The sequence below is a fragment of the Streptomyces sp. NPDC058086 genome, from assembly GCF_042885015.1.
Taxonomy (GTDB): Bacteria; Actinomycetota; Actinomycetes; order Streptomycetales; family Streptomycetaceae; genus Streptomyces.
Genome location: NZ_JBHVST010000001.1, coordinates 207,541 through 234,082 on the forward strand (window position 1 = coordinate 207,541; position 26,542 = coordinate 234,082).

20 protein-coding genes and 1 tRNA gene are annotated in these 26,542 nt (G+C 68.8%); 8 read left to right on the top strand and 13 right to left on the bottom strand.

Going from position 1 to position 26,542, the window contains the following annotated elements; genetic code table 11:
- Positions 1-2: 2 nt before the first annotated feature.
- Positions 3-374, bottom strand: coding sequence for a 30S ribosomal protein S12 (gene rpsL, locus ACFVWD_RS00990; RefSeq protein WP_003948652.1), 372 nt, complete (start codon positions 372-374; stop codon positions 3-5).
- A gap of 620 nt (positions 375-994) precedes the next feature.
- On the opposite strand from rpsL, the gene ACFVWD_RS00995 reads away from it, so the two are divergent.
- The 6 genes from ACFVWD_RS00995 to ACFVWD_RS01020 all read left to right on the top strand — a co-directional run bounded on the left by ACFVWD_RS00995 (position 995) and on the right by ACFVWD_RS01020 (position 8,658).
- Positions 995-1,651, top strand: coding sequence for a Crp/Fnr family transcriptional regulator (locus ACFVWD_RS00995; protein WP_249938426.1), 657 nt, complete (start codon positions 995-997; stop codon positions 1,649-1,651).
- Between the two features lie 612 nt (positions 1,652-2,263).
- Positions 2,264-3,124, top strand: coding sequence for a hypothetical protein (locus tag ACFVWD_RS01000; RefSeq protein ID WP_389593115.1), 861 nt, complete (start codon positions 2,264-2,266; stop codon positions 3,122-3,124).
- Positions 3,121-5,277, top strand: a complete 2,157-nt coding sequence (locus ACFVWD_RS01005) for a hypothetical protein (protein WP_389593117.1) — start codon at positions 3,121-3,123, stop codon at positions 5,275-5,277. The genes ACFVWD_RS01000 and ACFVWD_RS01005 overlap by 4 nt, the downstream gene beginning before the upstream one ends.
- A 32-nt stretch (positions 5,278-5,309) precedes the next feature.
- Positions 5,310-6,686, top strand: a complete 1,377-nt coding sequence (locus tag ACFVWD_RS01010) for a PE-PGRS family protein (RefSeq protein ID WP_389593119.1) — start codon at positions 5,310-5,312, stop codon at positions 6,684-6,686.
- Complete coding sequence (locus tag ACFVWD_RS01015; protein WP_389593121.1) at positions 6,683-7,186, top strand: Pycsar system effector family protein; 504 nt, start codon at positions 6,683-6,685, stop codon at positions 7,184-7,186. Before ACFVWD_RS01010 ends, ACFVWD_RS01015 begins: the two co-directional genes overlap by 4 nt.
- 26 nt (positions 7,187-7,212) lie before the next feature.
- Positions 7,213-8,658, top strand: coding sequence for a M48 family metalloprotease (locus tag ACFVWD_RS01020; RefSeq protein WP_389593123.1), 1,446 nt, complete (start codon positions 7,213-7,215; stop codon positions 8,656-8,658).
- Between the two features lie 74 nt (positions 8,659-8,732).
- Here ACFVWD_RS01020 and ACFVWD_RS01025 read toward each other — a convergent pair whose 3' ends face one another.
- The 11 genes from ACFVWD_RS01025 to ACFVWD_RS01075 form a co-directional block, all read right to left on the bottom strand.
- Positions 8,733-12,632 (bottom strand): DNA-directed RNA polymerase subunit beta', encoded by a 3,900-nt coding sequence (locus ACFVWD_RS01025; RefSeq protein ID WP_097285836.1) that lies wholly within the window; start codon positions 12,630-12,632, stop codon positions 8,733-8,735.
- A 113-nt stretch (positions 12,633-12,745) separates the two neighbouring features.
- The gene (gene rpoB, locus ACFVWD_RS01030; protein WP_385386278.1) at positions 12,746-16,231 is read right to left on the bottom strand and encodes a DNA-directed RNA polymerase subunit beta; all 3,486 of its coding nucleotides are present in this window, start codon (positions 16,229-16,231) and stop codon (positions 12,746-12,748) included.
- Positions 16,232-16,869: 638 nt separating this feature from the next.
- On the bottom strand, positions 16,870-17,253 hold the full coding sequence (gene rplL, locus ACFVWD_RS01035) for a 50S ribosomal protein L7/L12 (protein WP_355487596.1): 384 nt from the start codon (positions 17,251-17,253) through the stop codon (positions 16,870-16,872).
- A gap of 109 nt (positions 17,254-17,362) precedes the next feature.
- A complete protein-coding gene (gene rplJ / locus ACFVWD_RS01040; protein WP_097285833.1) occupies positions 17,363-17,893 on the bottom strand; it encodes a 50S ribosomal protein L10 in 531 nt (176 codons plus the stop codon).
- A 360-nt stretch (positions 17,894-18,253) separates the two neighbouring features.
- Complete coding sequence (locus tag ACFVWD_RS01045) at positions 18,254-19,105, bottom strand: DUF1396 domain-containing protein (protein ID WP_389593242.1); 852 nt, start codon at positions 19,103-19,105, stop codon at positions 18,254-18,256.
- Positions 19,106-19,280: 175 nt separating this feature from the next.
- Entirely contained in the window at positions 19,281-20,216 is a 936-nt protein-coding gene (locus ACFVWD_RS01050; RefSeq protein ID WP_389593126.1) for a hypothetical protein, read from the bottom strand.
- A gap of 154 nt (positions 20,217-20,370) precedes the next feature.
- Complete coding sequence (gene rplA, locus ACFVWD_RS01055; protein ID WP_384906998.1) at positions 20,371-21,096, bottom strand: 50S ribosomal protein L1; 726 nt, start codon at positions 21,094-21,096, stop codon at positions 20,371-20,373.
- A gap of 94 nt (positions 21,097-21,190) precedes the next feature.
- Positions 21,191-21,625 (bottom strand): 50S ribosomal protein L11, encoded by a 435-nt coding sequence (gene rplK / locus ACFVWD_RS01060; RefSeq protein ID WP_030359033.1) that lies wholly within the window; start codon positions 21,623-21,625, stop codon positions 21,191-21,193.
- Positions 21,626-21,793: 168 nt separating this feature from the next.
- Positions 21,794-22,669 (bottom strand): transcription termination/antitermination protein NusG, encoded by an 876-nt coding sequence (gene nusG / locus ACFVWD_RS01065; RefSeq protein ID WP_097225078.1) that lies wholly within the window; start codon positions 22,667-22,669, stop codon positions 21,794-21,796.
- Between the two features lie 77 nt (positions 22,670-22,746).
- The gene (gene secE, locus ACFVWD_RS01070) at positions 22,747-23,028 is read right to left on the bottom strand and encodes a preprotein translocase subunit SecE (RefSeq protein WP_067367170.1); all 282 of its coding nucleotides are present in this window, start codon (positions 23,026-23,028) and stop codon (positions 22,747-22,749) included.
- A gap of 107 nt (positions 23,029-23,135) precedes the next feature.
- Positions 23,136-23,208 (bottom strand) — tRNA-Trp (locus ACFVWD_RS01075).
- A gap of 247 nt (positions 23,209-23,455) precedes the next feature.
- Between ACFVWD_RS01075 and ACFVWD_RS01080 the strand changes: the two genes are divergently transcribed.
- Together ACFVWD_RS01080 and ACFVWD_RS01085 are read left to right on the top strand one after the other, a co-directional pair.
- Positions 23,456-24,682 (top strand): pyridoxal phosphate-dependent aminotransferase, encoded by a 1,227-nt coding sequence (locus ACFVWD_RS01080; RefSeq protein WP_099921157.1) that lies wholly within the window; start codon positions 23,456-23,458, stop codon positions 24,680-24,682.
- Positions 24,683-24,811: 129 nt separating this feature from the next.
- Entirely contained in the window at positions 24,812-25,852 is a 1,041-nt protein-coding gene (locus tag ACFVWD_RS01085; protein WP_389593128.1) for an adenosine deaminase, read from the top strand.
- Here ACFVWD_RS01085 and ACFVWD_RS01090 read toward each other — a convergent pair.
- A complete protein-coding gene (locus tag ACFVWD_RS01090) occupies positions 25,797-26,516 on the bottom strand; it encodes a hypothetical protein (protein WP_389593130.1) in 720 nt (239 codons plus the stop codon). The two genes, ACFVWD_RS01085 and ACFVWD_RS01090, sit on opposite strands and share 56 nt — an antisense overlap.
- Between the last annotated feature and the right edge of the window lie 26 nt (positions 26,517-26,542).

The window sequence follows — 26,542 nt, forward strand, 5'->3', positions numbered from 1 at the left end:
TTCTACTTCTCCTTCTTGGCGCCGTAGCGGCTGCGGGCCTGCTTGCGGTTCTTGACACCCTGGGTGTCGAGCGAACCACGGATGATCTTGTAGCGAACACCCGGCAGGTCCTTCACACGGCCGCCGCGCACGAGCACGATGGAGTGCTCCTGCAGGTTGTGTCCCTCACCCGGAATGTAAGCGGTGACCTCGATCCCGCTGGTCAGACGCACACGCGCGACCTTACGCAGGGCCGAGTTCGGCTTCTTCGGGGTGGTCGTGAACACACGCGTGCAGACGCCGCGACGCTGGGGCGAACCCTCGAGTGCGGGCGTCTTGTTCTTCTCGACCTTGTCCTGCCGGCCCTTCCGGACCAGCTGCTGGATCGTAGGCACTACTTCTCCGGTTTCTGTGTGCCGAATGGTGAAGCTAACCTGGAACATCTCCGACCCACGCGGTCGGGTGTGTCGAATGCTGCAGACTCCCGCCGCGAGGCGAAAAGGGCGCAGATTACGGTGGCCGGTTACGGCTCGCCTTGCGGTTTGAAGGCACGCACGCGAGCCAGGGCACACCCCAGGCACAAGGTCTGAGCGTACCTACCTCAAGGACTTCGGTCAAAACAAATGCTGTCCAGGGCGACACGCCGGACTTCTTGCCACGTCACCGCGGTGCTCCCGCAGGTCGGACGCGAGTGGGAGCGCGAGCGGGAGACGGTGCGGTCGGGGGGCGGCCACGGGACGGTCGCCGGGTCGGCCCTAGCGCATTCTCCGGGCCCTCGTCCCCAAAAGTTTCCGATCCTGGACGGTACCGCGCAATCTCTGTCCACCATCGCATGCCCTTCAGTACTTTGATCGGTCGGCTGCGGCGATCGGGGGGCAACATGACGGCAGCACACGCGCCGGACACATCCGGGTCATCGGGCTCGTCGGGCTCATCGGGCTCATCGGGCTCATCGGACTTACCGGATTCATGGGATTCGTCGGGCTTACCCGGCGACGGGGGGCTCGACGACCGGGTGCCGTTCCTGGCCCGGCTGGAGAGCGAGGACCGCTCGGCGCTGCTCGGTCTCGGGCACGAGCTCTCGTACGCGCCCCGGATGGTGCTCCTGCACCAGAGCGAGCCGTCCTCGCACGTCCTGTTCGTCACGCACGGCTGGACGAAGGTGACCGCGGCCGCCTCCAACGGCTACGAGGCGCTGCTCGCGCTGCGCGGCCCCGGCGACATCATCGGGGAGTCCGCGGCGCTCACCGGGCGCCCACGGTCGGCCACCGTGACGGCCCTGGAGCCGGTCCGTACGGTCGCCGTCGAACGCGGCCGCTTCACCGAGTTCCTCGCCCGCTCCCCCGCCGTCTCCTTCGCCCTCCTCGGCCTCACCTCTGATCGCACCCGGGCGGCCGATCGGCGCCGCCTGGAATTCGCCTCCCTCAGCGTGCGGGAGCGCTTCGCGATCCTGCTGCTGGACCTCGCCCGCACCCATGGGCGCCGCACCGACCAGGGCATCGAGCTCTCCGTCCCCCTGAGCAAACAGGAACTCGCCGGGTCGGTGGGGGCCTCCCGGGAAATGGTCCAACGCCTGCTGAAGGACCTGCGGGAACGGGGGGTCGTGATGACGGGGCGCCGGGCGCTGGTGATCGTGCGGCCGGATGTGCTGCGGCAGATTGCGCGGGGGTGAGGTGGGTCTGGGCGGGCGGGCCGCTGCGGGCGGGTGGGGGTCGGGTCCGGTGGATCACCGCGGGCCGGTGGGGGTCGGCTCCGGCGGATCACCGCGGGCCGGTGGGGGTCGGCTCCGGCGGATCACCGCGGGCCGGTGGAGGTCAGGTCCGGCGGATCACCGCGGACCGGTGGAGGTCGGCTCCGGCGGATCACCGCGGACCGGTGGAGGTCGGCTCCGGCGGATCACCGCGGGCCGGTGGGGTCGGCTCCGGCGGATCACCGCGGGCCGGTGGGGTCGGGTCCGGCGGATCACCGCGGGCCGGTGGGGGCTGGTCGCGCAGTTCCCCGCGCTCCTGGGGGGCGGGGCTGCGCCCCGGGTCCCCCGCCCGCCCGAAGTTCTCCGGCTGTGCCGGCCAGTGGGGGTCGGTCGCGCAGTTCCCCGCGCCCCTCAGGGCCGAATCGGGGTCGAAGGGGCGGAGCCCCTGGGGATGGGACGGGTAGGGGCGGCGGGGGCGAGGGACCGGCGGTTCTGTGTACGCCGTCACACTCCGACTGCGTCATCCGCCCTCACGCCACCACAACCCCGCCCGCCACTCTTCTGCCACTGCCGCACCACCTGCGAAAGGCGACCATGACCGACCCCGTGAGCCGGACGATCCTGTTGCTCGACATCGAGAAGTACAGCGACCGGGACGACATCGAGCAGGCGTACCTGCGGCGCATGCTGTACGACGTCGCCGACCGCACCCTGGAGCGCGCCGGCATCGACGAACGCCTGCGCCTGCGCGCCGACCGGGGCGACTCCGTGATGGAGCTGATCGACGCCAACGCCTCCGTCACCGCACTGCTGCGCGCTCTGCTCACCGAGGTCCCCGCCCAGCTGCACGCGGTCAACCGGATGGCATCCAGCTCGGCGCAGATCCGGCTGCGCGGCGTCGTCGCCACGGGCTACGTCGCCGTGGACGAGCACGACGGCTGGGTCGGCTCCGACCTCAACCACGCCTGCCGCCTCCTCGACGCCCAGCTGCTGCGCGCGGCTCTGCGGGAGCGGAGAGACGACTTCGCCCTGTGCGTCTCGGAGAGCGTGCACACGGGGATCGTGCGGCACGGTCACGCGGGCATCCCCGCGGAGGACTTCCACGCGGTGACCGTGGACAGCAAGAACGGCCCGCTGCGCGCCTGGCTGCACGGCCCGGTGCCGGGGGGCGGCGACGACCACAGTGAGAAGGGGGGAACCTCGGTGCCGGGCGCCAGCTCGGGGGAGCGTCCGGCACCGAGGCGGGACCAGCCAGGGGCCCAGGCGCCCGGGTCCCAGGCCCCCGAGGCCCGCGCGGCCCGGCCCTCCGCCCCTCCCGCGGGCGCCGTCTTCCACTTCGACGGAGGCGCCCCCACCTTCGGCGGCAGCCTCGTCGGCGGCGACCAGCACGGCGTGTCCGGTGGCCAGGTCACCGGAGACGTCCACCTCGGCGGGTCCGGAGGTGAGTCGGCGTGACGGTGCCTCCACCCACGGCGCCGGCCCCCGACGACGTACCCCCGAAGGACGTACACCAGGCCCCCGAACCGGACATCCGGCGCCAGGACGGAGAGGGGGAAGGAGAGGGGGAACAGGAGCGGACGCAGGAGGCGCGCGCGGCTCAGCGCGAGCTCTTCGCGCACACCCCGGGATTCATCCTCGGCTCGGCCGCGTCCTTCGGCGGGAGTCTGGTCGGCGGCGCCCAGCACGGCGTGTCCGGCGGCGAGGTCGCCGGTGACGTGTTCATGGGCGGCAAGACGGAGATCCACCACCACGGCCCGGCGGCTTCGGCTGCGTACGCCTCCGGAGAGATCCCGCGGCGCCACCTCGAAGGCCTGGACGCCGTCTTCGTCGAGAGCCCCGCCTTCGCCGCCGCCCTGGACCGGCTCCGCGAAGAGCGCGTCCTCGTCCTCGCCGGCGCCCACGCCACCGGCCGCCACGCCGCCGCGCTGATGCTCCTGCACCGTCTGGGCGTGCCCGCCGTGCACGCCCTCTCGCCGGAGACGAGCCCGGCGACCCTGAGCGCGCCGCTCACCGCGCCCGGCGGGCACGTCCTGCGCGATCTGCCGCTCAGCCGCAACCGGCCGCTGCGTGACACCCATCTCTACGCGGCCCGCGACCAGCTCAAGAAGGTCGACGGGTATCTGGTGGTGACCGTCGAGAACTCGCCCTTCCTGCTGGGCGTCACCGCCTCCGTCTGGCAGCCGCCGGAGGCGTCGGCGGTCGTCCGCGCCTATGTGAGCAAGCACCGCGCGCAGGACACCGAGGACCTCCTCGCCCTCGCCCCGGTGCGGGACTTCCTCGCCCGGGGACACCATCAGCCCGCCGAGGCGGCCGAGTTCGCGAAGGAGGTGGCGGGTTACGACGGTGGCGAGGCGGCTGCGGCCCGGCTCGCGGAGTTCGGGCAGGCGGCCGTGGAGCAGCAGTGCCGGGAGTGGCTGAGCGACCCCGAGTCCACGCTGCGCGACAAGGCCTTCCTCATCTCGCTCGCCGTCTTCGACCGGTCGCCGTACGTCCTCGCCGCGGAGCTCGCGGACAAGCTGTTCGTGCACTTCCAGCGCCTGCAGCACCCCGAAGAGCCGCCGGAGATCCCGGTGTTCGGGCTCGCCGCCGAGACCCGGCTCGCGCGGGCCCGCGCCGAGGGGGAAGTGCGGAACGAGGCGACCGAATGGGGCCCGGTGCCGCAGTTCACCGCGTTCTTCCGGAAGGAGAACACTCCGCGCGCCCTGCTCACGGAGGTGTGGACGGGCCATCCCTCGGCCCGGCCCGCGCTGATCGCCTGGCTGAAGGAGCTGGCCCGCGACGGGCGTCCCGTCGTACGGACCCGGGCCGCCGCGGCCACCGCCATGCTCGCGCTCGCCGATCTGCCCTCCGCGGTCGCGCTACTGATCGACGGCTGGGCGGTGTCGAAGACGTTCGGCCCCCGCGTCACCGCCGCGAACACCCTCACGCTCGCCCAGCTCCTCGACGCGCCCGTCGTCCTGCGCCTGCTCACCCAGTGGTGCACGGACGCCCACTGGGGCCGCCGCTGGACCGCGATCCGCGCCTTCGGACTGCTCACGCCGTTGCGGCCGGAACTCGTGGGCCCGGCTCTCAGCGCGCTCGCGGCCCGGGCCCGCGCCGACAACAGCAGCCCGGCCGAGGCGGCCAACCTGATCGAGTCCACGGCCCTGCTGCTCTCCGTGGGCCTCAGGCGCGGCGAGATGCTCTCCGAGCTGGTGCGGCTGCTCCACCACGACACCCCCGCGGTCCGCGCGCTGGCACTGGGCGCCTTCGTACTGGCATGCGACAACGCCGAGGAGGGCGCGCTCGTCGAGTGGTACGCCGACACCGGTATGTACGAGGCGGACTCGGCCCGTGACCTCGCCACACTCTGGCGCACCGCCCTCGGCGACCGCGCCCACACCCGAGGCGCCCTGAACGCCCTGCACACCTGGGTGTACGTGGCCGAGCGCCGCCCGGACGCGGCCCAGTCCCTGGAGCTGCTGCTGCCCGCACTGGTCGTCACGGCGGACGACCACAAACGCCTCAGCCACGAACTGCGCACCCTGCGCGGCCTGGAGGGCGGCCCGCGCCCGCCGCTCGCCGACCGCCTGCTCGCCGCGCTGCGTCCCACCGTCCCGACACCCTGACACCCTGACACAGAGTTATGAGGAGTTGACCCATGGCGGAATTCCGCCGCCCGCCGGAGTGGCAGCAACAGGCCGACCGGCACACCATGCTGATCGACCCGGTGCTCACCGTGCGGCCGATCTCCCGTTTCGACTACACGGCCCGGCGGCCGGTCTCCGCGATCGACCACGCGCTGGTGTTCGCCACCGTGGGCGGCGCCTACGACGCGTACATGCCCCCGCACCGGCCGAGCCGCACGGACGCCGCGACCCGCCGCTACACCTCGGTCTACGAGGTCGACATGGGCAGCCACCCGGTCCAGCTGGAACTCGAACTGCCCAGCGACGACGACGCGTTCTCGTTCAGCGCGACCGCCGATCTGACCTGGCGCGTCTCGGATCCGATCGCGTACGTGGCCGGCGGCGAACGCGATGTGCCCACGCGGCTGGCCCGTGAAATCCACCAGTTCGCGCGGCCGGTCAGCCGCCGGTTCTCCATCGAGGACAGCCGGGAGGCCGAGGCCGAGGTCCAGTACGCGATCGAGAGCGGCGTCTTCGCCGACGGCATCGGGCTCACGGTCACCTGCGCGGTGCGGCTGCGCCTGGACGACGACGCGATCGCGCACAGACGGCGCAAACGGGCGCTGCGCTACGAGGCCGACATGCTCGACCCCGAGCACGAGTACCGGCTGCGCCAGGCCCAGCAACTGCACGAGCTGGAGGTGCTGCGCCAGCACCAGTCCCAGGAGCTGATGGCCCAGAAGATCGCTTTCTACCAGTACCACCTGCAACACGGGGGCGTCGCCCAGTGGGCCTTCCACCTCGCCGCGCACCCCGAGGACACCCGGATGGTCATCAACGCCCTCCAGAAGGACCAGCTCTCCGCCATCGAGAGCCAGCTTGAGCTGATCGCCGGAGACACCCTGGAGGACTACCAGAAGGCCGAGTCGGCCCGCTCCACCCTGCGCGTCGTCAAGGAACTGAACAGCCGCCAGGAGCACCCGCCGCAGCCGCCGGTTCCCGGCCGACCGGCGCCGCCGCCCGGGGGCGTACCGCAGCCGCCGTACGATCCCTCGCAGCCGTACGCCGCCTCACAGCCGTACGACCCCTCACAGCCGTACGGGGCCGCCGCCCAGCCCTATGGCGGCGCTCCGGCCCCCGGAGGGTTACCGGGCGCCCCCTACACCCCGCCGGGGCCGCCCGTGTCCCACCAGCCGTACGTCCCGCCCGCGCCCGGAACCGTGCCGCCGGGGCCGTACCAGGCCGAGCCCTCGGCCCCGCCCGCGCCCGCCGCCGGCAGCCCGTACGACCAAGCCCCGCCGCCCCCGGCCGTGGCACCCACTCCCGTCATTCCGTCCGCGCCCTCCGCCTATCCGCCGCCCTCTCCCCAGTCCCCAGCTCCGGAGTCCCCCGGGGCGGGACCAGAGTGACCACCACCGCTCCCGGCACCAGAACCGCCGAACGGCTGCTGGAGGAGCTGCGGGGCGAGATCGCCCGGGCCGACAGCAAGGCGTCCGTGCTCGTGGCGGCGCTCGGGATGACGGCGGGGGTGTTCAGCGGGCTGCTGGCCGGACGGAACTGGTCACCGAGCTCGCTCTCCGCGCCCGGTACAGCCGTCTGGTGGACCGGCGCCCTGGCCCTCGCCTTCGCCCTGTTCGCGCTGCTGCTCGCGGTGCTCCCCCGGTACCGCGCCGGCTCATGGGCCCCGGGCCGGCCCCTCTGCTTCTTCGGCGACATCCAACAAGCCGTACGTGAAGGTCAGTTGGCGACCGCTCTCGCCGACACCGACCGCGACCCCGCCGCCGGACTCACCGCGGCGCTCACCGAGACCAGCCGTATCGCCGCCCGCAAGCACCAGTGGATCCGCACCGGCCTGATCGCCTTCTGCGCGGGCACGGTGCTGCTTCCCGCCGGGCTGCTCATCGGCTGACGTCCCCATCCTGAAGGAGCCCCACCTTGTCCTACCCACCAGACCCGGCCGCCCCCGAGCCCGGCCCCGTCTACCCGAACCCCCCGTACCCGGGCACACCCGCGCCCCCGCCGCCGTACCCCGGAGCCGCCTCGACTCCGCCGCCGTACCCCGGGGCGGCCACTCCCCCGCCCTCGTACCCCGGGACCGCCACTCCCCCGCCCCCGTACCCCGAGGCCGCCACTCCCCCACCCCCGTACCCCGGGACCGCCGCTCCGCCCCTGTACCCGGAGGCCCCCGCGCCCCCGTCCTATCCGGGCGGCGCACCCCAGTACCCGGGGGCCGGGGCCGCACCTTCGTACCCCGCGGCGCCGCCCGCCCATCCGGGGGCCACGCCCACGTACCCGAGCGGCCCGCAGCCCCCCGCCGCCACCGCACCGCCGTACATCCCGCCGCAGACGCCCCCCACGCAAACACCCCCCGCCGCCTCACCCGCGGCACCGCCGGTACCTCCAGCACCGCCGGAGGCCCCCGCACCCGACGACCTCGACTACCGGCACGCGGGCTCCCGCGTCCACGTGGCCGCGCACCAGCGCGGTACCGATGCCACCGCGATCGGGCAGCTGGCGGTCCAGGTGCCGGGCTTCCTGGTGAGCCTCGCCGTGGTCGCCTCGTTCGCCGTGGGAATCCTCGGCACGGCCATGGGCTGGCTGGTCATCCTCGCCTGGCTGGCCTCCGGGGCGCTCGTCTTCCACCGGCCCACCGAGCTGGCCTTCGCCCGGCACGTGATGAAGCTCAGGGTGCCGCTCGCCCAGGAGCGGGCCCGTCTGGAGCCGATCTGGCGCGAGGTCACCGCACGCGCGGGCGTCGGGGCACACACGTACGAGCTGATGGTGGAGAACAGCACGGACCTGAACGCCGTGGCGGCCGCCGGCCATGTCGTCGGCGTCACGACGTACGCGCTGAACGAGATCCCCAGCAGCAACCTCGCCGCCGTACTCGCCCATGAACTCGGGCACCACACCGGCGGTCACGCCTGGACGGGCCTGCTCGGCTACTGGTACTCGCTGCCCGGCCGGATCGCCTGGGCCTTCATGCGGGGCATCGCCCGGATCGCGATCCGGGTCGCGAGCGTCTTCTCACTCGCCGCGACCGGGATGGTCTACCTCTTCATCGGGATGTTCGTGATCGGCGGGTTCGTCGCCGCCTGGTACATCACCGTGCCGCTCGTCGTCGCCCCCTATCTGCTCGCCTACGTGGGTCGCCAGGGCGAGCTGCGTGCCGACCGGCAGGCGGCCGACCTCGGCTTCGCACCTCAGCTGGCGCAGGTCCTGTACCACTTCCAGGCCCAGGAGGACGCCGTGAAGGCGCAGGCCGCGGCGCAGGGCAGGCAGCTCAAGGAGCCGGGCGGCCTGGCCAAGCTGCTGACCACCCACCCGGACAACTACACCCGGCTCCAGGCCTTGGAGCCCTACCTCCACCTCAGCCGCTGACCCCTGACAACGCCGAAGGGCGGCCACCCCGTACGAAACGGAGTGGCCGCCCTTCAGTACTTCAGACGTACGCCTTACTGGTTGTACGGACCGTAGTCGTAGTCCTCCAGCGGAACGGCCTGGCCGGAGCCGGTGCCGAACGGCGAGTAGTCGATGTCGTCGTAGCCGACGGCCGAGTACATCGCGGCCTTGGCCTCTTCGGTCGGCTCGACCCGGATGTTGCGGTAGCGGGACAGACCCGTACCGGCCGGGATGAGCTTACCGATGATGACGTTCTCCTTGAGGCCGATCAGGGAGTCGGACTTGGCGTTGATCGCCGCGTCCGTCAGAACCCTGGTCGTCTCCTGGAAGGACGCCGCCGACAGCCACGACTCGGTCGCCAGCGAGGCCTTGGTGATACCCATCAGCTGCGGACGGCCGGAGGCCGGGTGGCCGCCTTCCTGGACCACACGACGGTTCTCGGTCTCGAACTTCGAGCGCTCGACCAGCTCGCCGGGCAGCAGCTCCGCGTCGCCCGACTCGATGATCGTCACCCGGCGCAGCATCTGCCGGATGATGATCTCGATGTGCTTGTCGTGGATCGACACACCCTGCGAGTTGTAGACCTTCTGGACCTCGCCGACCAGGTGGACCTGGACGGCACGCTGACCCAGGATGCGCAGTACGTCGTGCGGGTTGGTGGCACCCACGGTGAGCTTCTGGCCCACCTCGACGTGCTCGCCCTCGGACACCAGGAGCCGGGCACGCTTCGAGATCGGGAACGCCGTCTCGTCGCTGCCGTCGTCCGGGGTGACGACGAGCTTCTTGGTCTTCTCGGTCTCCTCGATCCGCACGCGGCCGGAGGCCTCGGAGATCGGGGCGACACCCTTCGGCGTACGAGCCTCGAAGAGCTCGACGACACGGGGCAGACCCTGGGTGATGTCGTCACCGGCCACACCACCGGTGTGGAAGGTACGCATCGTCAGCTGGGTACCGGGCTCACCGATGGACTGGGCGGCGATGATGCCGACCGCCTCACCGATGTCGACCAGCTTGCCGGTGGCCAGCGAACGGCCGTAGCACATGGCGCAGGTGCCGACGGCGGACTCGCAGGTCAGGACCGAACGGGTCTTGACCTCCTCGATGCCGTGCTTGACCAGCTCGTCGATGAGGACGTCGCCGAGGTCGGTGTTGGCCGGGGCCAGCACCCTGCCGTCGACGGTGATGTCCTCGGCCAGCGCACGTGCGTACACGCTGGTCTCGACGTTCTCCGCCTTGCGCAGGACACCGTCCGCGCCGCGCTCCGCGATGTGCAGCTTGAGGCCACGGTCGGTGCCGCAGTCCTCCTCGCGGATGATGACGTCCTGGGAGACGTCGACCAGACGACGGGTGAGGTAACCCGAGTCGGCGGTACGCAGAGCCGTGTCCGCCAGACCCTTACGAGCACCGTGCGTCGAGATGAAGTACTCCAGCACCGACAGGCCCTCACGGAAGGAGGCCTTGATCGGACGCGGGATCGTCTCGTTCTTGGCGTTCGACACCAGACCGCGCATACCGGCGATCTGACGCATCTGCATCATGTTTCCTCGGGCACCCGAGTCAACCATCATGAAGATGGGGTTCGTCTTCGGGAAGTTCGCGTTCATCGCCTCGGCAACCTCGTTGGTCGCCTTGGTCCAGATCGCGATGAGCTCCTGAGTGCGCTCTTCCTTGGTGATCAGACCGCGCTCGTACTGCTTCTGGACCTTCTCGTCCTGCGCCTCGTAGCCCTTGACGATCTCCTTCTTCGCCTCGGGAACGACGATGTCGGAGATGGCCACGGTGACGCCGGAGCGGGTGCCCCAGTAGAAGCCCGCCGCCTTCAGGTTGTCGAGCGTCGCCGCCACGATGACCTTGGGGTAGCGCTCGGCCAGGTCGTTGACGATCTCGCCGAGCTGCTTCTTGCCCACCGAGTAGTCGACGAACGGGTAGTCCTCGGGCAGCAGCTCGTTGAAGAGCGCACGGCCCAGGGTCGTACGGAGGCGGAAGGTGTCACCCTGCTGCCACTCGGGCTCGCCCTCCTCCTGCGCCGGCGGGGTCCAGCCGCGCGGCGGGATGGTGCCCACCGGGAAGCGGATGTCGACGGCCGACTGGAGCGCGAGCTCCCCGGCGTCGAACGCCATCGTCGCCTCGGCGGTCGAGCCGAAGGCACGACCCTCGCCCTTGACGTCGCGCAGCTCGCCGTCCGTGGTCAGGAAGAACAGACCGAGGACCATGTCCTGGGTCGGCATCGTGACCGGGCGGCCGTCGGCGGGCTTGAGGATGTTGTTCGAGGACAGCATCAGGATGCGGGCCTCGGCCTGCGCCTCCGCGGAGAGCGGCAGGTGGACGGCCATCTGGTCACCGTCGAAGTCCGCGTTGAACGCGGTGCAGACGAGCGGGTGGATCTGGATGGCCTTGCCCTCGACCAGCTGCGGCTCGAAGGCCTGGATGCCGAGGCGGTGCAGCGTGGGCGCACGGTTCAGCAGAACCGGGTGCTCCGCGATGACCTCTTCCAGGACGTCGTACACGACCGTGCGGCCGCGCTCGACCATCCGCTTGGCGCTCTTGATGTTCTGCGCGTGGTTCAGGTCGACCAGACGCTTCATCACGAACGGCTTGAAGAGCTCCAGCGCCATGGCCTTGGGCAGACCACACTGGTGCAGCTTCAGCTGCGGACCGACGACGATCACGGAACGCGCGGAGTAGTCCACACGCTTGCCGAGCAGGTTCTGACGGAATCGGCCCTGCTTGCCCTTGAGCATGTCGGACAGCGACTTCAGCGGACGGTTGCCGGGGCCCGTGACCGGGCGACCACGACGGCCGTTGTCGAAGAGCGCGTCGACGGCCTCCTGAAGCATGCGCTTCTCGTTGTTCACGATGATCTCGGGGGCACCGAGGTCAAGGAGTCGCTTCAGACGGTTGTTGCGGTTGATCACGCGGCGGTACAGGTCGTTCAGGTCGGAGGTCGCGAAGCGGCCACCGTCCAGCTGCACCATCGGACGCAGGTCCGGCGGGATGACCGGCACACAGTCGAGCACCATGCCCTTGGGGCTGTTGCTGGTCTGCAGGAACGCGGAGACGACCTTGAGGCGCTTGAGCGCACGGGTCTTCTTCTGGCCCTTGCCGGTACGGATGATCTCGCGAAGGCGCTCGGCCTCCTCGTCGAGGTCGAAGGACTCCAGGCGCTTCTGCAGCGCCGCGGCACCCATCGAACCGTCGAAGTACGTGCCGAAGCGGTCACGCAGCTCGCGGTAGAGGAGCTCGTCGCCCTCAAGGTCCTGGACCTTCAGGTTCTTGAAGCGGGTCCACACCTCGTCGAGACGGTCGATCTCGCGCTGCGAACGGTCACGCAGCTGCTTCATCTCACGCTCGGCACCCTCGCGCACCTTGCGGCGCACATCGGCCTTGGCACCCTCGGCCTCAAGCTCGGCCAGGTCGGTCTCGAGCTTCTTGGCGCGGGCCTCGAGGTCGGCATCGCGACGGTTCTCGATCTGCTGACGCTCGACGGAGACATGCGCCTCCAGCGAGGGCAGGTCGCGGGTGCGGCGCTCCTCGTCGACGAACGTGATCATGTACGCCGCGAAGTAGATGACCTTCTCGAGGTCCTTCGGGGCGAGGTCGAGCAGATAGCCCAGACGCGACGGAACGCCCTTGAAGTACCAGATGTGGGTGACAGGAGCGGCCAGCTCGATGTGGCCCATCCGCTCACGACGCACCTTGGCGCGAGTGACCTCGACGCCGCAGCGCTCACAGATGATGCCCTTGAAGCGGACACGCTTGTACTTACCGCAGTAGCACTCCCAGTCCCGGGTCGGACCGAAGATCTTCTCGCAGAAGAGTCCGTCCTTTTCGGGCTTGAGGGTGCGGTAGTTGATGGTCTCGGGCTTCTTGACCTCGCCGTGGCTCCACTGACGGATGTCGTCAGCGGTGGCCAGACCGATCCGGAGCTCATCGAAGAAGTTGACGTCGAGCACTATGCGTCAATCCCTCTCAGGGTTGTAAGTCTTGGGGTCTGAAACGGGGGTCCTGGGGCCGGCAGGCCTTTGTCACCTTTTCCACAGGTGGTCAAAGGCCCGCCGAACTCCCGTCAGACCTCTTCGACGCTGCTCGGCTCGCGCCGGGACAGGTCGATGCCGAGCTCCTCCGCCGCGCGGAAGACGTCCTCGTCGGTGTCACGCATTTCGATGGACATACCGTCGCTGGACAGCACCTCCACGTTGAGGCAGAGAGACTGCATCTCCTTGATGAGCACCTTGAAGGACTCGGGGATGCCGGGCTCGGGGATGTTCTCGCCCTTGACGATGGCCTCGTAGACCTTCACGCGGCCGGTCACGTCGTCGGACTTGATGGTCAGCAGCTCCTGGAGGGCGTAAGCGGCGCCGTACGCCTCCAGCGCCCACACCTCCATCTCACCGAAGCGCTGGCCACCGAACTGAGCCTTACCACCCAGCGGCTGCTGGGTGATCATCGAGTACGGACCGGTCGACCGGGCGTGCAGCTTGTCGTCGACCAGGTGGTGGAGCTTGAGGATGTACATGTAGCCGACCGAGATCGGCTCCGGGAACGGCTCGCCGGAGCGGCCGTCGAACAGCGGCGCCTTGCCGGTCGGGAGCACCATGCGCTCGCCGTCTCGGTTCGGGATCGTGTGCTGCAGCAGACCCGCGAGCTCGTCCTCACGCGCACCGTCGAAGACGGGGGTGGCGACGTTGGTGCCGGGGGCGACCACATCGGCCTCGATGGCCTGCAGACGCTGCGCCCAGTCGTCGGCGAGACCGGAGACGTCCCAGCCGCGGCTGGCGAGCCAGCCGAGGTGGATCTCCAGCACCTGTCCCGGGTTCATTCGGGACGGGACACCGAGCGGGTTGAGGATGATGTCGACCGGGGTGCCGTCCTCCAGGAACGGCATGTCCTCGATCGGCAGGATCTTGGAGATGACACCCTTGTTGCCGTGACGGCCGGCGAGCTTGTCACCGTCCGTGATCTTGCGCTTCTGCGCCACGTAGACACGAACCAGCTGGTTCACGCCCGGCGGCAGCTCGTCGCCCTCTTCACGGTCGAAGACGCGGACGCCGATGACCTTGCCGATCTCGCCGTGCGGCACCTTCAGCGAGGTGTCGCGCACCTCGCGCGCCTTCTCACCGAAGATCGCGCGCAGCAGGCGCTCCTCCGGGGTCAGCTCGGTCTCACCCTTGGGCGTGACCTTGCCGACCAGGATGTCGCCGGCGACGACCTCGGCACCGATGCGGATGATGCCGCGCTCGTCGAGGTCGGCGAGGACCTCCTCGGAGACGTTCGGGATGTCCCGGGTGATCTCCTCGGGGCCGAGCTTGGTGTCACGGGCGTCGACCTCGTGCTCCTCGATGTGGATCGAGGAGAGGACGTCGTCCTGCACGAGGCGCTGCGACAGGATGATCGCGTCCTCGTAGTTGTGACCCTCCCACGGCATGAACGCCACGAGCAGGTTCTTGCCGAGCGCCATCTCGCCGTTCTCGGTCGCCGGGCCGTCGGCCAGAACCTGACCGGCGACGACCCGGGCGCCCTCGTCCACGACAACCTTCTGGTTGACGGAGGTGCCCTGGTTCGAGCGGGAGAACTTGTGCAGGCGGTACGTGGTGTACGTGCCGTCGTCGTTGGCGGTGGTGACGTAGTCCGCGGAGACCTCCTGGACCACACCGTCCTTCTCCGACTTCAGTACGTCACCGGCGTCGACCGCACAGCGGTACTCCATGCCGGTGCCGACCAGCGGCGCCTCGGACTTGATGAGCGGCACGGCCTGACGCATCATGTTCGCGCCCATGAGGGCACGGTTGGCGTCGTCGTGCTCGAGGAACGGGATCATGGCGGTCGCGACCGACACCATCTGGCGCGGCGAGACGTCCATGTAGTCGACGTCCTCACCGGGGACGTAGTCGACCTCTCCGCCACGACGGCGGACCAGGACACGGGACTCCTCGAAGCGGAGCTCGTCCGTCAGCGGCGCGTTGGCCTGCGCGATGACGAATCGGTCCTCTTCGTCGGCCGTGAGGTAGTCGACCTCGTCGGTGACGACACCGCCGGTGACCTTGCGGTACGGCGTCTCGACGAAACCGAACGCGTTGACGCGGCCGTAGGAGGCGAGCGAGCCGATCAGACCGATGTTCGGGCCTTCAGGGGTCTCGATCGGGCACATGCGGCCGTAGTGCGAGGGGTGCACGTCACGGACCTCGAAGCCGGCCCGCTCACGGGAGAGACCACCCGGGCCAAGAGCCGACAGACGGCGCTTGTGGGTGAGACCCGACAGCGGGTTGTTCTGGTCCATGAACTGCGACAGCTGGCTGGTGCCGAAGAACTCCTTGATGGAGGCGACGACCGGCCGGATGTTGATCAGGGTCTGCGGCGTGATCGCCTCGACGTCCTGAGTCGTCATGCGCTCGCGGACGACGCGCTCCATACGAGCCAGACCCGTGCGGACCTGGTTCTGGATGAGCTCGCCGACGTTGCGCAGACGACGGTTGCCGAAGTGGTCGATGTCGTCGGTCTCGACGACGATCGAGGTGCCGTTGTTTCCAACGGTCTCGGTCTCACCGGCGTGCAGCTTCACCAGGTACTTGATCGACGAGAGAATGTCCTCGACGGTCAGGACCCCGGCGTCCAGCGGGGCCTCGCCGCCCAGCTTCTTGTTCACCTTGTAGCGGCCGACCTTCGCGAGGTCGTAGCGCTTCGAGTTGAAGTAGAGGTTCTCAAGAAGCGTCTGCGCGGCCTCGCGGGTCGGGGGCTCGCCCGGACGCAGCTTGCGGTAGATGTCGAGCAGCGCGTCGTCCTGGCCCTGGGTGTGGTCCTTCTCCAGGGTGGCGCGCATGGACTCGTACTCGCCGAACTCCTCGAGGATCTGCTCGGTCGTCCAACCGAGAGCCTTCAGGAGAACGGTGACGGACTGCTTGCGCTTGCGGTCGATGCGGACACCGACCATGTCGCGCTTGTCGATCTCCATCTCCAGCCAGGCACCCCGGGACGGGATGACCTTCGCGGAGAAGATGTCCTTGTCGGACGTCTTGTCGATCGAGGAGTCGAAGTAGACGCCCGGCGAGCGGACCAGCTGCGACACCACGACACGCTCGGTGCCGTTGATGACGAAGGTGCCCTTGTTGGTCATGAGCGGGAAGTCGCCCATGAAGACCGTCTGGGACTTGATCTCGCCGGTCTCGTTGTTGGTGAACTCGGCGGTAACGAAGAGCGGGGCCGCGTACGTGAAGTCGCGGTCCTTGCACTCGTCGATGGAATTCTTCGGAGGCTCGAAGCGGTGGTCCCGGAACGTCAGGGACATCGACCCGGAGAAGTCCTCGATCGGGGAGATCTCCTCGAAGATCTCCTCCAGACCGGACTTCGTGGGGACGTCCTGTCCGTTGTCCAGAGCCGCCTCGACACGAGCCTTCCACGCGTCGTTGCCGAGCAGCCAGTCGAAGCTCTCGGTTTGCAGCGCAAGAAGGTTCGGAACCTCGAGGGGCTCCTTGATCTTTGCAAAGGAGATGCGCAGCGGGGCGGTGCTGGCGCCGTTGTTCGTATTCGCGGTCGAGGCAGTGCGCGAGGCGGCCAAGAGGGGGTCCTTCCGAGGGCTCGGACTCACTACGCGCGTACCGGCCCCCCACTGTGGGCACAGAGACAGTCCGTTCCCGATTCAGCCAAAAGGCCAGGTCAGGGATGATCTAGTCATCGGTGCTCACGCGAGGGCATGCCCCTGGTGACGGGCAGGAGGCAGCTAACAGGCAGCGCAAAGGGTCAGTGTAGCCACAAGGCTCACTGATGTCCAGTCCCGGTTTTTTGAGACCATCGTTGTTCTCAACACCTGCGGCAAGCCACGCCCTCAATGCACATCGATACTGCCCTCTTCGCCACCGATCCATGCCTCGGATCCGGATCGTTGTGACGACGCGTCCTGAGAATTGCGCGCTGCGTGCGGTTCGTCAAGGCCCCCCATGCCCTAAGCAAGTGCCGCGATCGTCACGTGCAACCTGTCTTGCAGCCCGTCTTGCAGCCCGTCACGGGCTCGGCCGGAGGCAACAACGAAGATCACCATACTCGTCGCCACCGACAGTGCAAGGCAGCCGCCACCGGACCCCAGGAACCCCGAAGAGCGACCACCCAGTTGGGTGATCGCTCTTCGGTGCGTCAGCGTTACAGGCCCACTAGTGGCCCTGTATCAGCTCGCGAGGGGCCCTCAGCGGGCCCGTGGGACTACTTGACCTCGACGGAGGCGCCGGCGCCCTTGAGGGACTCGGCAGCCTTCTCGGCGGCCTCCTTGGCGACCTTCTCGAGAACGGGCTTCGGGGCGCCGTCCACGAGGTCCTTGGCCTCCTTCAGACCCAGGGAGGTCAGCTCACGCACGACCTTGATGACCTGGATCTTCTTCTCGCCGGCACCCGTGAGGATGACGTCGAACTCGTCCTGCTCCTCGACGGCCTCGGCGGCAGCGGCCGGGCCGGCGGGGGCGGCGGCAACCGCGGCGGCGGCGGTGACGTCGAACTTCTCCTCGAACGCCTTCACGAACTCGGAGAGCTCGATGAGGGTGAGGGACTCGAACTGCTCGAGCAGCTCTTCCTGGGACAGCTTCGTCGCCATGTGGGCGATCCTTCCACTAATTCGGCTGGTGCCGGATGTACATGTGAGGCGGGCGTACTTACGGCCCGCTGCGACCGCCGTCTAGGCGGCGGTCAATGCGCGAGCCGAGTTACTCGGCACCGCCCTGCTCGGCCTGCTTGGCACGAAGCGCCTCCGCGGTGCGGACGAACTTCGAGGGAAGCGCCTTGAAGAGCTGAGCAGTCTGGGTCTGCTTGCCCTTGAAGGCACCCGCCAGCTTGGCGAGCAGAACCTCGCGGGACTCAAGGTCCGCAAGCTTCTTGATCTCGTCGGCGGACAGCGCCTTGCCGTCAAGGACACCGCCCTTGATGACGAGGTTGGGGTTGTCCTTGGCGAAGTCACGAAGACCCTTCGCGGACACCACCGGGTCACCGGTGATGAACGCGACCGCCGTCGGACCGTTGAACAGGTCGTCGAGCGTGGAGATCCCGGCCTCGTTGGCCGCAATCTTGGTCAGCGTGTTCTTCACCACGGCGTACTGGGCGTCTTCACCGAGCGAACGACGCAGCGTCTTGAGCTGCGCCACGGTGAGACCCCGGTACTCGGTCAGCACAGCGGCGTTCGAGCTGCGGAACTGGTCCGCGAGCTCGGCTACCGCGGCAGCCTTGTCGGGCCTTGCCATAGAGCGTCGGCCTCCTTCCGGGTGATGAGGACCGCTCGGAAGGGGCTGGGCAAAACGAAACGCCCCGGCGCAGGCGCACGGGGCGTAGCTCGACCGGTACGTCCGCAAGCTGGGCAAGCGAACTCCGGGAGCACATCCACGGTCACCTACGCGGGTCGTCCGCAGTTTCAGCGGATCCTTCGGCCGCCCCGCCCTCTCGCGAGCGCAAGGCAACGACCAGCGGTCTTTGGCTTCTGGGGAACAGTACGTGACGCGGTTGCTGTCAAGCAAATCCGCTCGACAGCGCCTCGTCCCGGCACTCGACGGCGCCTCGGCTCAGCGCCCCACGACGCCTCGGCTCAGCGGCGGTTCGGTGCCGGATCAGCCCTTCTGGGCGTCCTTCATCAGCTGCGCGAGGTCGACGGTGTCCTTGGCGGGCGGGGCCTTCACCGTCACCGGCTTGTTGAAGTCGAGGAAGACCATGGTCATGTCGAGCGGACCCTTGTCGGAGGCGGCGCGCACCCGGACCTGCTTGGTGTGGTCGTCCGGCCCGACCCACATGTCCATCGTGAGCTTGTCGGCTCCCAGGTCCTCGTACTGCTTCAGGCTCTTCTCGCGCTTGTCCCGCGTCGCCTTGTCCTTCTTCTTGAGCTCGGCGCGGAGTTCGTCGAGGGTGACCGTGCCGTTGTAGTGGGTGGTCTGCACGCCGTCGATCTTCTCGGTGCCGACCTTCTTCACGTCCTTGGAGCCGGTCAGGTAGGTGGACGCCTGGGACGGGTCCTGGTCGGCCTGGTTGGAGAGCTTGCTCGCGTCGATGCCCGCGGAGCCGTCGGCGCCCTTGGCCATCCCGGAGATGTCGAACTTCATCCAGCTCTTGCCGTCCATCTCCTTGGCGGCGGCCGCGCCCCCGCCCAGGTACATCGCCCCGTCGACGACCCGGATCTCCATCTTGCCGTCGGCGCCCTGGTCGAGAGCGGTCATCTTCATGCTCATGGCCAGCGGCTTCATGCTCATCGACGCCTGGGCCTCGACGCGGCCCGTCTCCGGGACCTTGCCGGTCATCCGGTAGCTGAGCGAGGTGATGGCCTCGCTGTTCTTCGCCGCCTTGGCCACGGCCGCCGCGGGCGTCATCTTCGGCGATTCGTCGCCCTTCGCACAGGCGACGGCGCCCCCTCCGAGGACCAGGGCCGCGAGTGCGGCCCCCGCCGCTCCGTGCCGTACGGAGTCACGCACAGAAAACATCAGGATCCCCCCAGGGAACACATGAGCGATACACAGACTGCGCCAGCAGCGTAGCCCAGGGAGGTCCGAGCGTCTCCTGAATTCTTTTGAGTTTCTTGGTACTTGAGTCTCTTGGCATCTGGACCTCTGGGCACCTGGGCACCCGGACCTCCAGACGCCTGAAGCCTCAGCTCGTGGTGCCCGACCCGCTCGAAGTGTCGCCGCTGCCCGGCGTCAGGCCCTGCGTCTTCAGCAGGTCCTTGAAGTCGGCCGTGTCGCTCGCCGGGGGCTCCACGGCGGCGACCTTCACTCCGTAGTCGCTGTAGTACGTCGTGGAGGACATCGTGCCGCTCGACAACTGGCCCTTGGAGACCGCCTTGACGAGCAGGTCCTTGCCGTTGACCCAGATGTCGACGTCCTCCGTCGTGATGCCGGCCTGGGTGAACTGCTTCTTCAGGTCGGCGAGTTGGCTCGCGGTGAGGTGGGAGCTCTTGGCCGCGAAGTCCGTCACGTTCACCGTGCCCGCGTAGTGCGTGGTCTTCTCGCCGCGGACCGTCTCGTCGCCGACCTTCTTCACATCGCCGGAGGCCAGCAGGAGCTTCACCGACTGGTTCGGCGAGTTGTTCTGCATCTGGTCCTTCAGGAACGCGCCGGAGCCGCCCGCGAGCTTCGCCAGGTCGTCGTACGCGTACTTGATCCAGTGCTTGCCGCCCACCTGCTTGGCGAACGTCTCGCCCATCTTGGCGTAGTAAGCGTCCGACAGATAGCGGGCCTGCATGGAGGTGCTGCCCGTCTTGCGCATCGTCTCGGCCATCGTGCCGCCGGTGTACGTGATCGTCATGTCACCGGTGAGGCCGTTGCCCCAGCCCATGGAGCCGTCCGACTTCATGGACATCAGCGTGCCCAGGCTCGTCGTGGACTCGATCCTGGCGGAGTCGGCGCCGTCGGTGGACTTCTCGGCGGACTGGAGGGCCGCTATGGGGCTGACGTGAGTCGTGCCCTGGGCCGCCTTGTCGTCCTTGCCGGAGCCTCCGGAGGAGCCCGAGGAACAGGCGGCCACCCCCGCCAGCGCGCTCACCAGCGCGATCGAAAGGGTCACTCGGCGCACGCGCGTGCTCTTCATTCGTCCCACCCCTATGCGAATCCTGAGAGCTGCACGCTAACGCAGCCCACTGACACACGTATCCGAGAATGGGGACGGGCCCCGCACCTCGAAAGGTTGCGGGGCCCGTGCCAAGAACGCGTATGCGACGCGGTCACCGTGGTGAGCGGAAGGCTCAGACGGCGGCCGGGTCCTCCTCGACGAGGAGGTTGCGGGTGCGGTTCGGGTCGACCGGAACGCCGGGGCCGATCGTGGAGCTGATCGCGGCCTTCTTGATGTAGCGACCCTTGGCGGCCGACGGCTTCAGACGAAGGATCTCGTCGAGCGCGGCGCCGTAGTTCTCCACCAGCTTGGTGTCGTCGAAGGACACCTTGCCGATGATGAAGTGCAGGTTCGAGTGCTTGTCGACGCGGAACTCGATCTTGCCGCCCTTGATCTCGGTCACGGCCTTGGCCACGTCCGGGGTCACGGTGCCGGTCTTCGGGTTCGGCATCAGACCACGCGGGCCGAGGACACGGCCCAGACGGCCGACCTTGCCCATGAGGTCCGGGGTGGCGACGACGGCGTCGAAGTCCAGACGGCCCTTCGACACCTCGTCGATGAGCTCGTCGGAGCCGACGATGTCGGCGCCCGCGGCGAGTGCGGCCTCGGCACGGTCACCGGTCGCGAAGACCAGGACCCGGGCGGTCTTACCGGTGCCGTGCGGGAGGTTCACGGTGCCGCGGACCATCTGGTCGGCCTTGCGCGGGTCTACACCCAGGCGGAAGGCGACCTCGACGGTGCCGTCGTACTTGCTCGTGGAGGTCTCCTTGGCGAGACGGACGGCCTCGAGCGGGGCGTAGAGCTTCTCCCGGTCGATCTTGGCGTCCGCAGCGCGGAGAGACTTGCTGCGCTTGCTCACTACTGCTCCTGATGTGTTCTGAGGAGTCGTGGTACGGGCCGAGCAGGCCCTCCCACGTGCGGCTCACACCGCATGGTTCCTACGAAGGTGGGTGTCAGCCCTCGACCGTGATGCCCATGGAACGGGCGGTGCCGGCGATGATCTTCGACGCGGCGTCCAGGTCGTTGGCGTTGAGGTCGGGCATCTTCGTGGTGGCGATCTCGCGGACCTGCGCCTGGGTGATCTTGGCGACCTTGGTCTTGTGCGGCTCGCCGGAGCCCTTCTCGACACCCGCGGCCTTGAGGATCATCTTGGCGGCCGGCGGAGTCTTGGTGATGAAGGTGAAGGAGCGGTCTTCGTAGACCGTGATCTCCACCGGGATGACCCAACCGCGCTGCGACTCGGTCGCGGCGTTGTAGGCCTTGCAGAACTCCATGATGTTGACGCCGTGCTGGCCCAGCGCCGGGCCGACCGGCGGAGCCGGGTTGGCCGCGCCGGCCTGGATCTGGAGCTTGATAAGCCCCGTGACCTTCTTCTTCTTGGGAGGCATGTGCTCTCTCCGGGTCCTAGTGAGAGTTTTCAGCTTCCGCCCGGTTCATCCGGATGGAGGCATACCGCACAACGATAACGGGTATCCATGCGCGGCCAAAAACCGAGCAGGTCAGACGGGCTGCGTGAGCCCGTCTGACCTGTTCGGAAGACGTACGTCCAGAAGGTGTCAGTTCTTCTGGATCTGGTCGAACGAAAGCTCGACCGGGGTCTCGCGACCGAAGATCTCCACCAGGCCCTTGACCTTCTTGGAGTCGGCGTTGATCTCGTTGATGGTCGCCTGCAGCGTGGCGAACGGGCCGTCCGTGACGGTGACCGAGTCGCCGACCTCGAAGTCCAGCACCTGGACCTCGACCTTGCGCTGCGGAGCGGGCTTGCCCTCGGCCTCGGCGGCCTCACGGGCGGCCTTCTCCTCGGCCTCCGGGGCGAGCATCTTGACGATCTCGTCCAGCGTCAGCGGGTACGGGTCGTAGGCGTTGCCCACGAAGCCGGTGACACCGGGAGTGTTGCGGACGACACCCCAGGACTCGTTCGTCAGGTCCATGCGGACCAGGACGTAGCCCGGGAGCTTGTTCTGCTTGATCGTCTTGCGCTCGCCGTTCTTGATCTGCGCGACTTCTTCCTGCGGCACCTCGGCCTGGAAGATGAAGTCCTCGACGTTCAGCGAAACGGCGCGCTGCTCGAGGTTGGTCTTCACGCGGTTCTCGTAACCGGCGTATGTGTGGATGACGTACCACTCGCCCGGGAGCGTTCGCAGCTCCTCGCGCAGTGCGGTGACGGGGTCGACGGGCTCGGCCTCTTCTTCGGCCTCTTCCTCGTCGCCTTCCTCGGCGTCTTCAGCGAGGGCCTCGTCGGGAACGTCCTCGTCCTCGACGTCCTCACCGGACTCGTCCTCGACGTGCAGGGCCGCTTCCTCGGCGGGCTCGCCGGTGGCGGCATCGGCAGCCTCGAACTCGTCCACGACGTCCGCGCCCTCGACGATGTCGAGCTCGTCGTCAACGGACTCGACCGACTCGCTGGCATCGTTCAGGTTCGGGTCAGACACGGTGGCTGCTTCTTCCTGGATACATGGGGGTGGAACACGCGAAAGGGGCGCCGGTGACGGCGCCCTTCGCTCTCGGCTCAGCCGAAGACGTACTTGGCGGCGTGGTTGAGCCCATAGTCAATCACGGTCACCAGGCCAATCATGATGACGACGAAGACAATCACCACTGTGGTGTACGTCGTCAACTGATTGCGAGTCGGCCAGACGACCTTGCGGAGTTCCGCGACGATCTGGCGGTAGAAAGTGGCAAGGCGCTTCAGCGGGCCCTTCTTGGCACGCTTACCGCCCTTGCGGGCCTTCTTCTGAGACTCGGGCGCCTCGGCATCAGGCATGTCGATGGAGCCCACGGCGTCCGTCACTCGTCCTCACCTGATTCCGGGTCGTGGCCGTGCCGCGCCCGGTTGAGCCGCACGGCGGTGCATTGCGGTACGTACATGCGCACACATCCTGGCGAAGGTGTGTGTAGCAGGGCCGGAGGGACTTGAACCCCCAACCGCTGGTTTTGGAGACCAGTGCTCTACCAATTGAGCTACGACCCTTTGTTTCCCCCAACGTACCGCATCCACCCGGATGCTCGGTGTGCATCGGATGAGTGCGACCGCTGAAGGCCAACGAGGTGAGAGTGTACGTGGTCCGGGGCCGGTCGTCGAACAGAAAGTGTCCGTACGGGCTTTGTCCGCCGAAGATCGACCGGCGAGGGGTCGGGATACGGACGGTTGTTCTCTTGTTGTTCAGTCTGTGAAACCCGCGTGCCGGGGGAGTTTCCGGTCTGAAACGATGGGGGCCATGAGCCCTGCAACCCCTCCCACCGAGCGCCGGGTCTCCGCCCGAGTCGGCGCGATCTCCGAGTCCGCCACCCTCGCCGTGGATGCCAAGGCCAAGGCCCTGAAGGCCGCCGGGCGCCCGGTGATCGGCTTCGGCGCCGGTGAGCCCGACTTCCCGACCCCGGACTACATCGTCCAGGCCGCCATCGAGGCGTGCTCCAACCCGAAGTACCACCGCTACACGCCGGCCGGCGGCCTGCCCGAGCTGAAGGCCGCGATCGCCGCGAAGACCCTGCGCGACTCCGGCTACGAGGTGGAGGCCGCCCAGGTCCTGGTCACCAACGGTGGCAAGCAGGCCATCTACGAGGCCTTCGCCGCGATCCTCGACCCGGGCGACGAGGTCATCGTCCCGGCGCCCTACTGGACGACGTACCCGGAGTCGATCCGTCTCGCCGGCGGTGTCCCGGTCGAGGTCGTCGCCGACGAGACCACCGGCTACCGCGTCTCGGTCGAGCAGCTGGAGGCCGCCCGCACCGAGAACACCAAGGTGCTGCTCTTCGTCTCCCCGTCCAACCCGACGGGCGCGGTCTACAGCCGCGAGCAGATCGAGGAGATCGGCCGCTGGGCCGCCGAGAAGGGCCTGTGGGTCCTGACGGACGAGATCTACGAGCACCTGGTCTACGGGGACGCGGAATTCCACTCCCTCCCGGTGGTCGTCCCCGAGCTCGCCGACAAGTGCATCGTCGTGAACGGCGTCGCGAAGACGTACGCCATGACCGGCTGGCGCGTGGGCTGGGTCATCGGCCCGAAGGACGTCGTCAAGGCCGCGACCAACCTCCAGTCGCACGCCACCTCGAACGTGTCCAACGTCGCCCAGGTCGCCGCCCTCGCCGCCGTCTCCGGCGATCTGACGGCCGTCGCCGAGATGCGCGAGGCCTTCGACCGCCGCCGCAAGACCATCGTGCGGATGCTCAACGAGATCGACGGCGTGCTCTGCCCCGAGCCCGAGGGCGCCTTCTACGCGTACCCCTCGGTCAAGGCCCTCGTCGGCAAGGAGATCCGCGGCAAGCGCCCCCAGGACACGGTCGAGCTGGCCGCGCTCATCCTGGAGGAGGCCGAGGTCGCGGTCGTCCCGGGTGAGGCCTTCGGCACCCCTGGGTACCTGCGTCTGTCGTACGCCCTGGGTGACGAGGATCTCGTCGAGGGCGTCAGCCGGATCCAGAAGCTCCTGGCCGAGGCACGGGACTGACGTTTTCGCGCTCCACGCGTGTGTGCGGGCCGTTTCCCTCCGGGGAGGCGGCCCGCTTCTTCGTGCGAGCAAGACCACTAACGGGGAAAGCGCTACCGGCACGGCGGGAACGTACGGCAGGATCCTGGGATGGAGCGCGTACGTGATCTCTCTGAACTGCCGAAAGCCCATCTGCACCTGCACTTCACCGGTTCGATGCGGCCCACCACCGTGCTGGAGCTGGCCGACAAGTACGGCGTCCGGCTTCCCGAAGCCCTCACCGACGCCCTGACCAGCGGCGAACCGCCCAGGCTGCGGGCGACCGACGAGCGCGGCTGGTTCCGCTTCCAGCGGCTGTACGACGCGGCGCGATCCTGCCTCAGAGAGCCCGCGGACATCCAGCGCCTGGTGCGCGAGGCCGCCGAGGAGGACATCAAGGACGGCTCCGGCTGGCTGGAGATCCAGGTCGACCCGACCTCGTACGCGCCCCGGCTGGGCGGACTCATCCCGGCGCTGGAGATCATCCTGGACGCGGTGGACGCGGCCGTGCGGGAGACCGGGCTCGGGATGCGCGTCCTGGTGGCCGCGAACCGCATGAAGCACCCGCTGGACGCCCGCACCCTGGCCCGGCTCGCCGTGCGCTACGCGGACCGCGGCGTCGTCGGCTTCGGGCTCTCCAACGACGAGCGGCGGGGCATGGCGCGGGACTTCGACCGGGCCTTCGCGATCGCACGGGACGGCGGGCTGCTGTCCGCGCCGCACGGCGGCGAGCTGACCGGCCCGGCGTCGGTCCGCGACTGCCTGGACGACCTGCACGCCACCCGGATCGGGCACGGTGTGCGCGCCGCCGAGGACCCGCGGCTGCTGAAGCGGCTCGCGGACCGCGGCATCACCTGCGAGGTGTGCCCGGCGTCGAACGTCGCCCTGGGGGTCTACGAGAAGGCCGAGGACGTCCCCCTGCGCACCCTCTTCGAGGCCGGTGTCCCGATGGCCCTCGGCGCCGACGACCCCCTGCTGTTCGGCTCCCGGCTCGCCGCCCAGTACGAGCTGGCACGCCACCACCACGGCTTCACGGACGCGGAACTGGCCGAGCTGGCACGCCAGTCGGTGCGGGCCACGGCGGCCCCCAAAGACGTCAAGGAGAAGCTGCTGTCGGGCATCGACGAGTGGCTGGCCGCCCCGGTCTCCTGAAGTGGGTGTAGGGCGGATACGCCTGGAAGCCGATGTCCAGCTCGACATGACGGCCCCGGGACAGCGGCAGGTGCGGGGTGAGGGAGGCGACGAGCACGTCATGCCCTTCGGCGGCCCGCTTCCCCCGCGGCCCGAACCCGGCCGCCACCTCCAGGTGCGTGGCGGCCGAGGCGAAGGTGTCCCGGGCCCCGAGGAGGAAGAGAGTCCCCGCGTGCACGGCCGGATGGATCCGGTCCCGCGCGTCGAGGCGGTCCCAGCGCTGCTCCCAGCGCGCCTCCCAGGCGGCCGCGTGGGCGGCGGTGCGCTCCTCGTTCGTGCGCACGGTGAGCGGGGTGCCCTCCCGCAGCCGACGGCGCAGCCCGGGCCAGGCGGAGGCCCGCAGGCCCGGCGACCGGTGGGCGAGGACGAGGTCGACCAGCACCCCGGGCGCGTAGGCCCTGGGGATGCTCCGTCGCAGCGGGACGTACACGATCGTGTGCCGGGAGAACGCGGCGAACGAGAAGAGCGCGGCGAGCCGGGCGAGTCCGTCGTGGTCGCCCACGAGGTAGCCCCAGCCTTCGAAGGGGTCACTGAGCGTGGTGTGCCGCAGCGGCGGACGCGGCTGGACGACCCGGTAGGCACGCGGGCCGACGCGCGGCGTGAACTCCGTGACGCTCAGCCGCACGGGGAGTGCCGCACGACCGTGGGGGC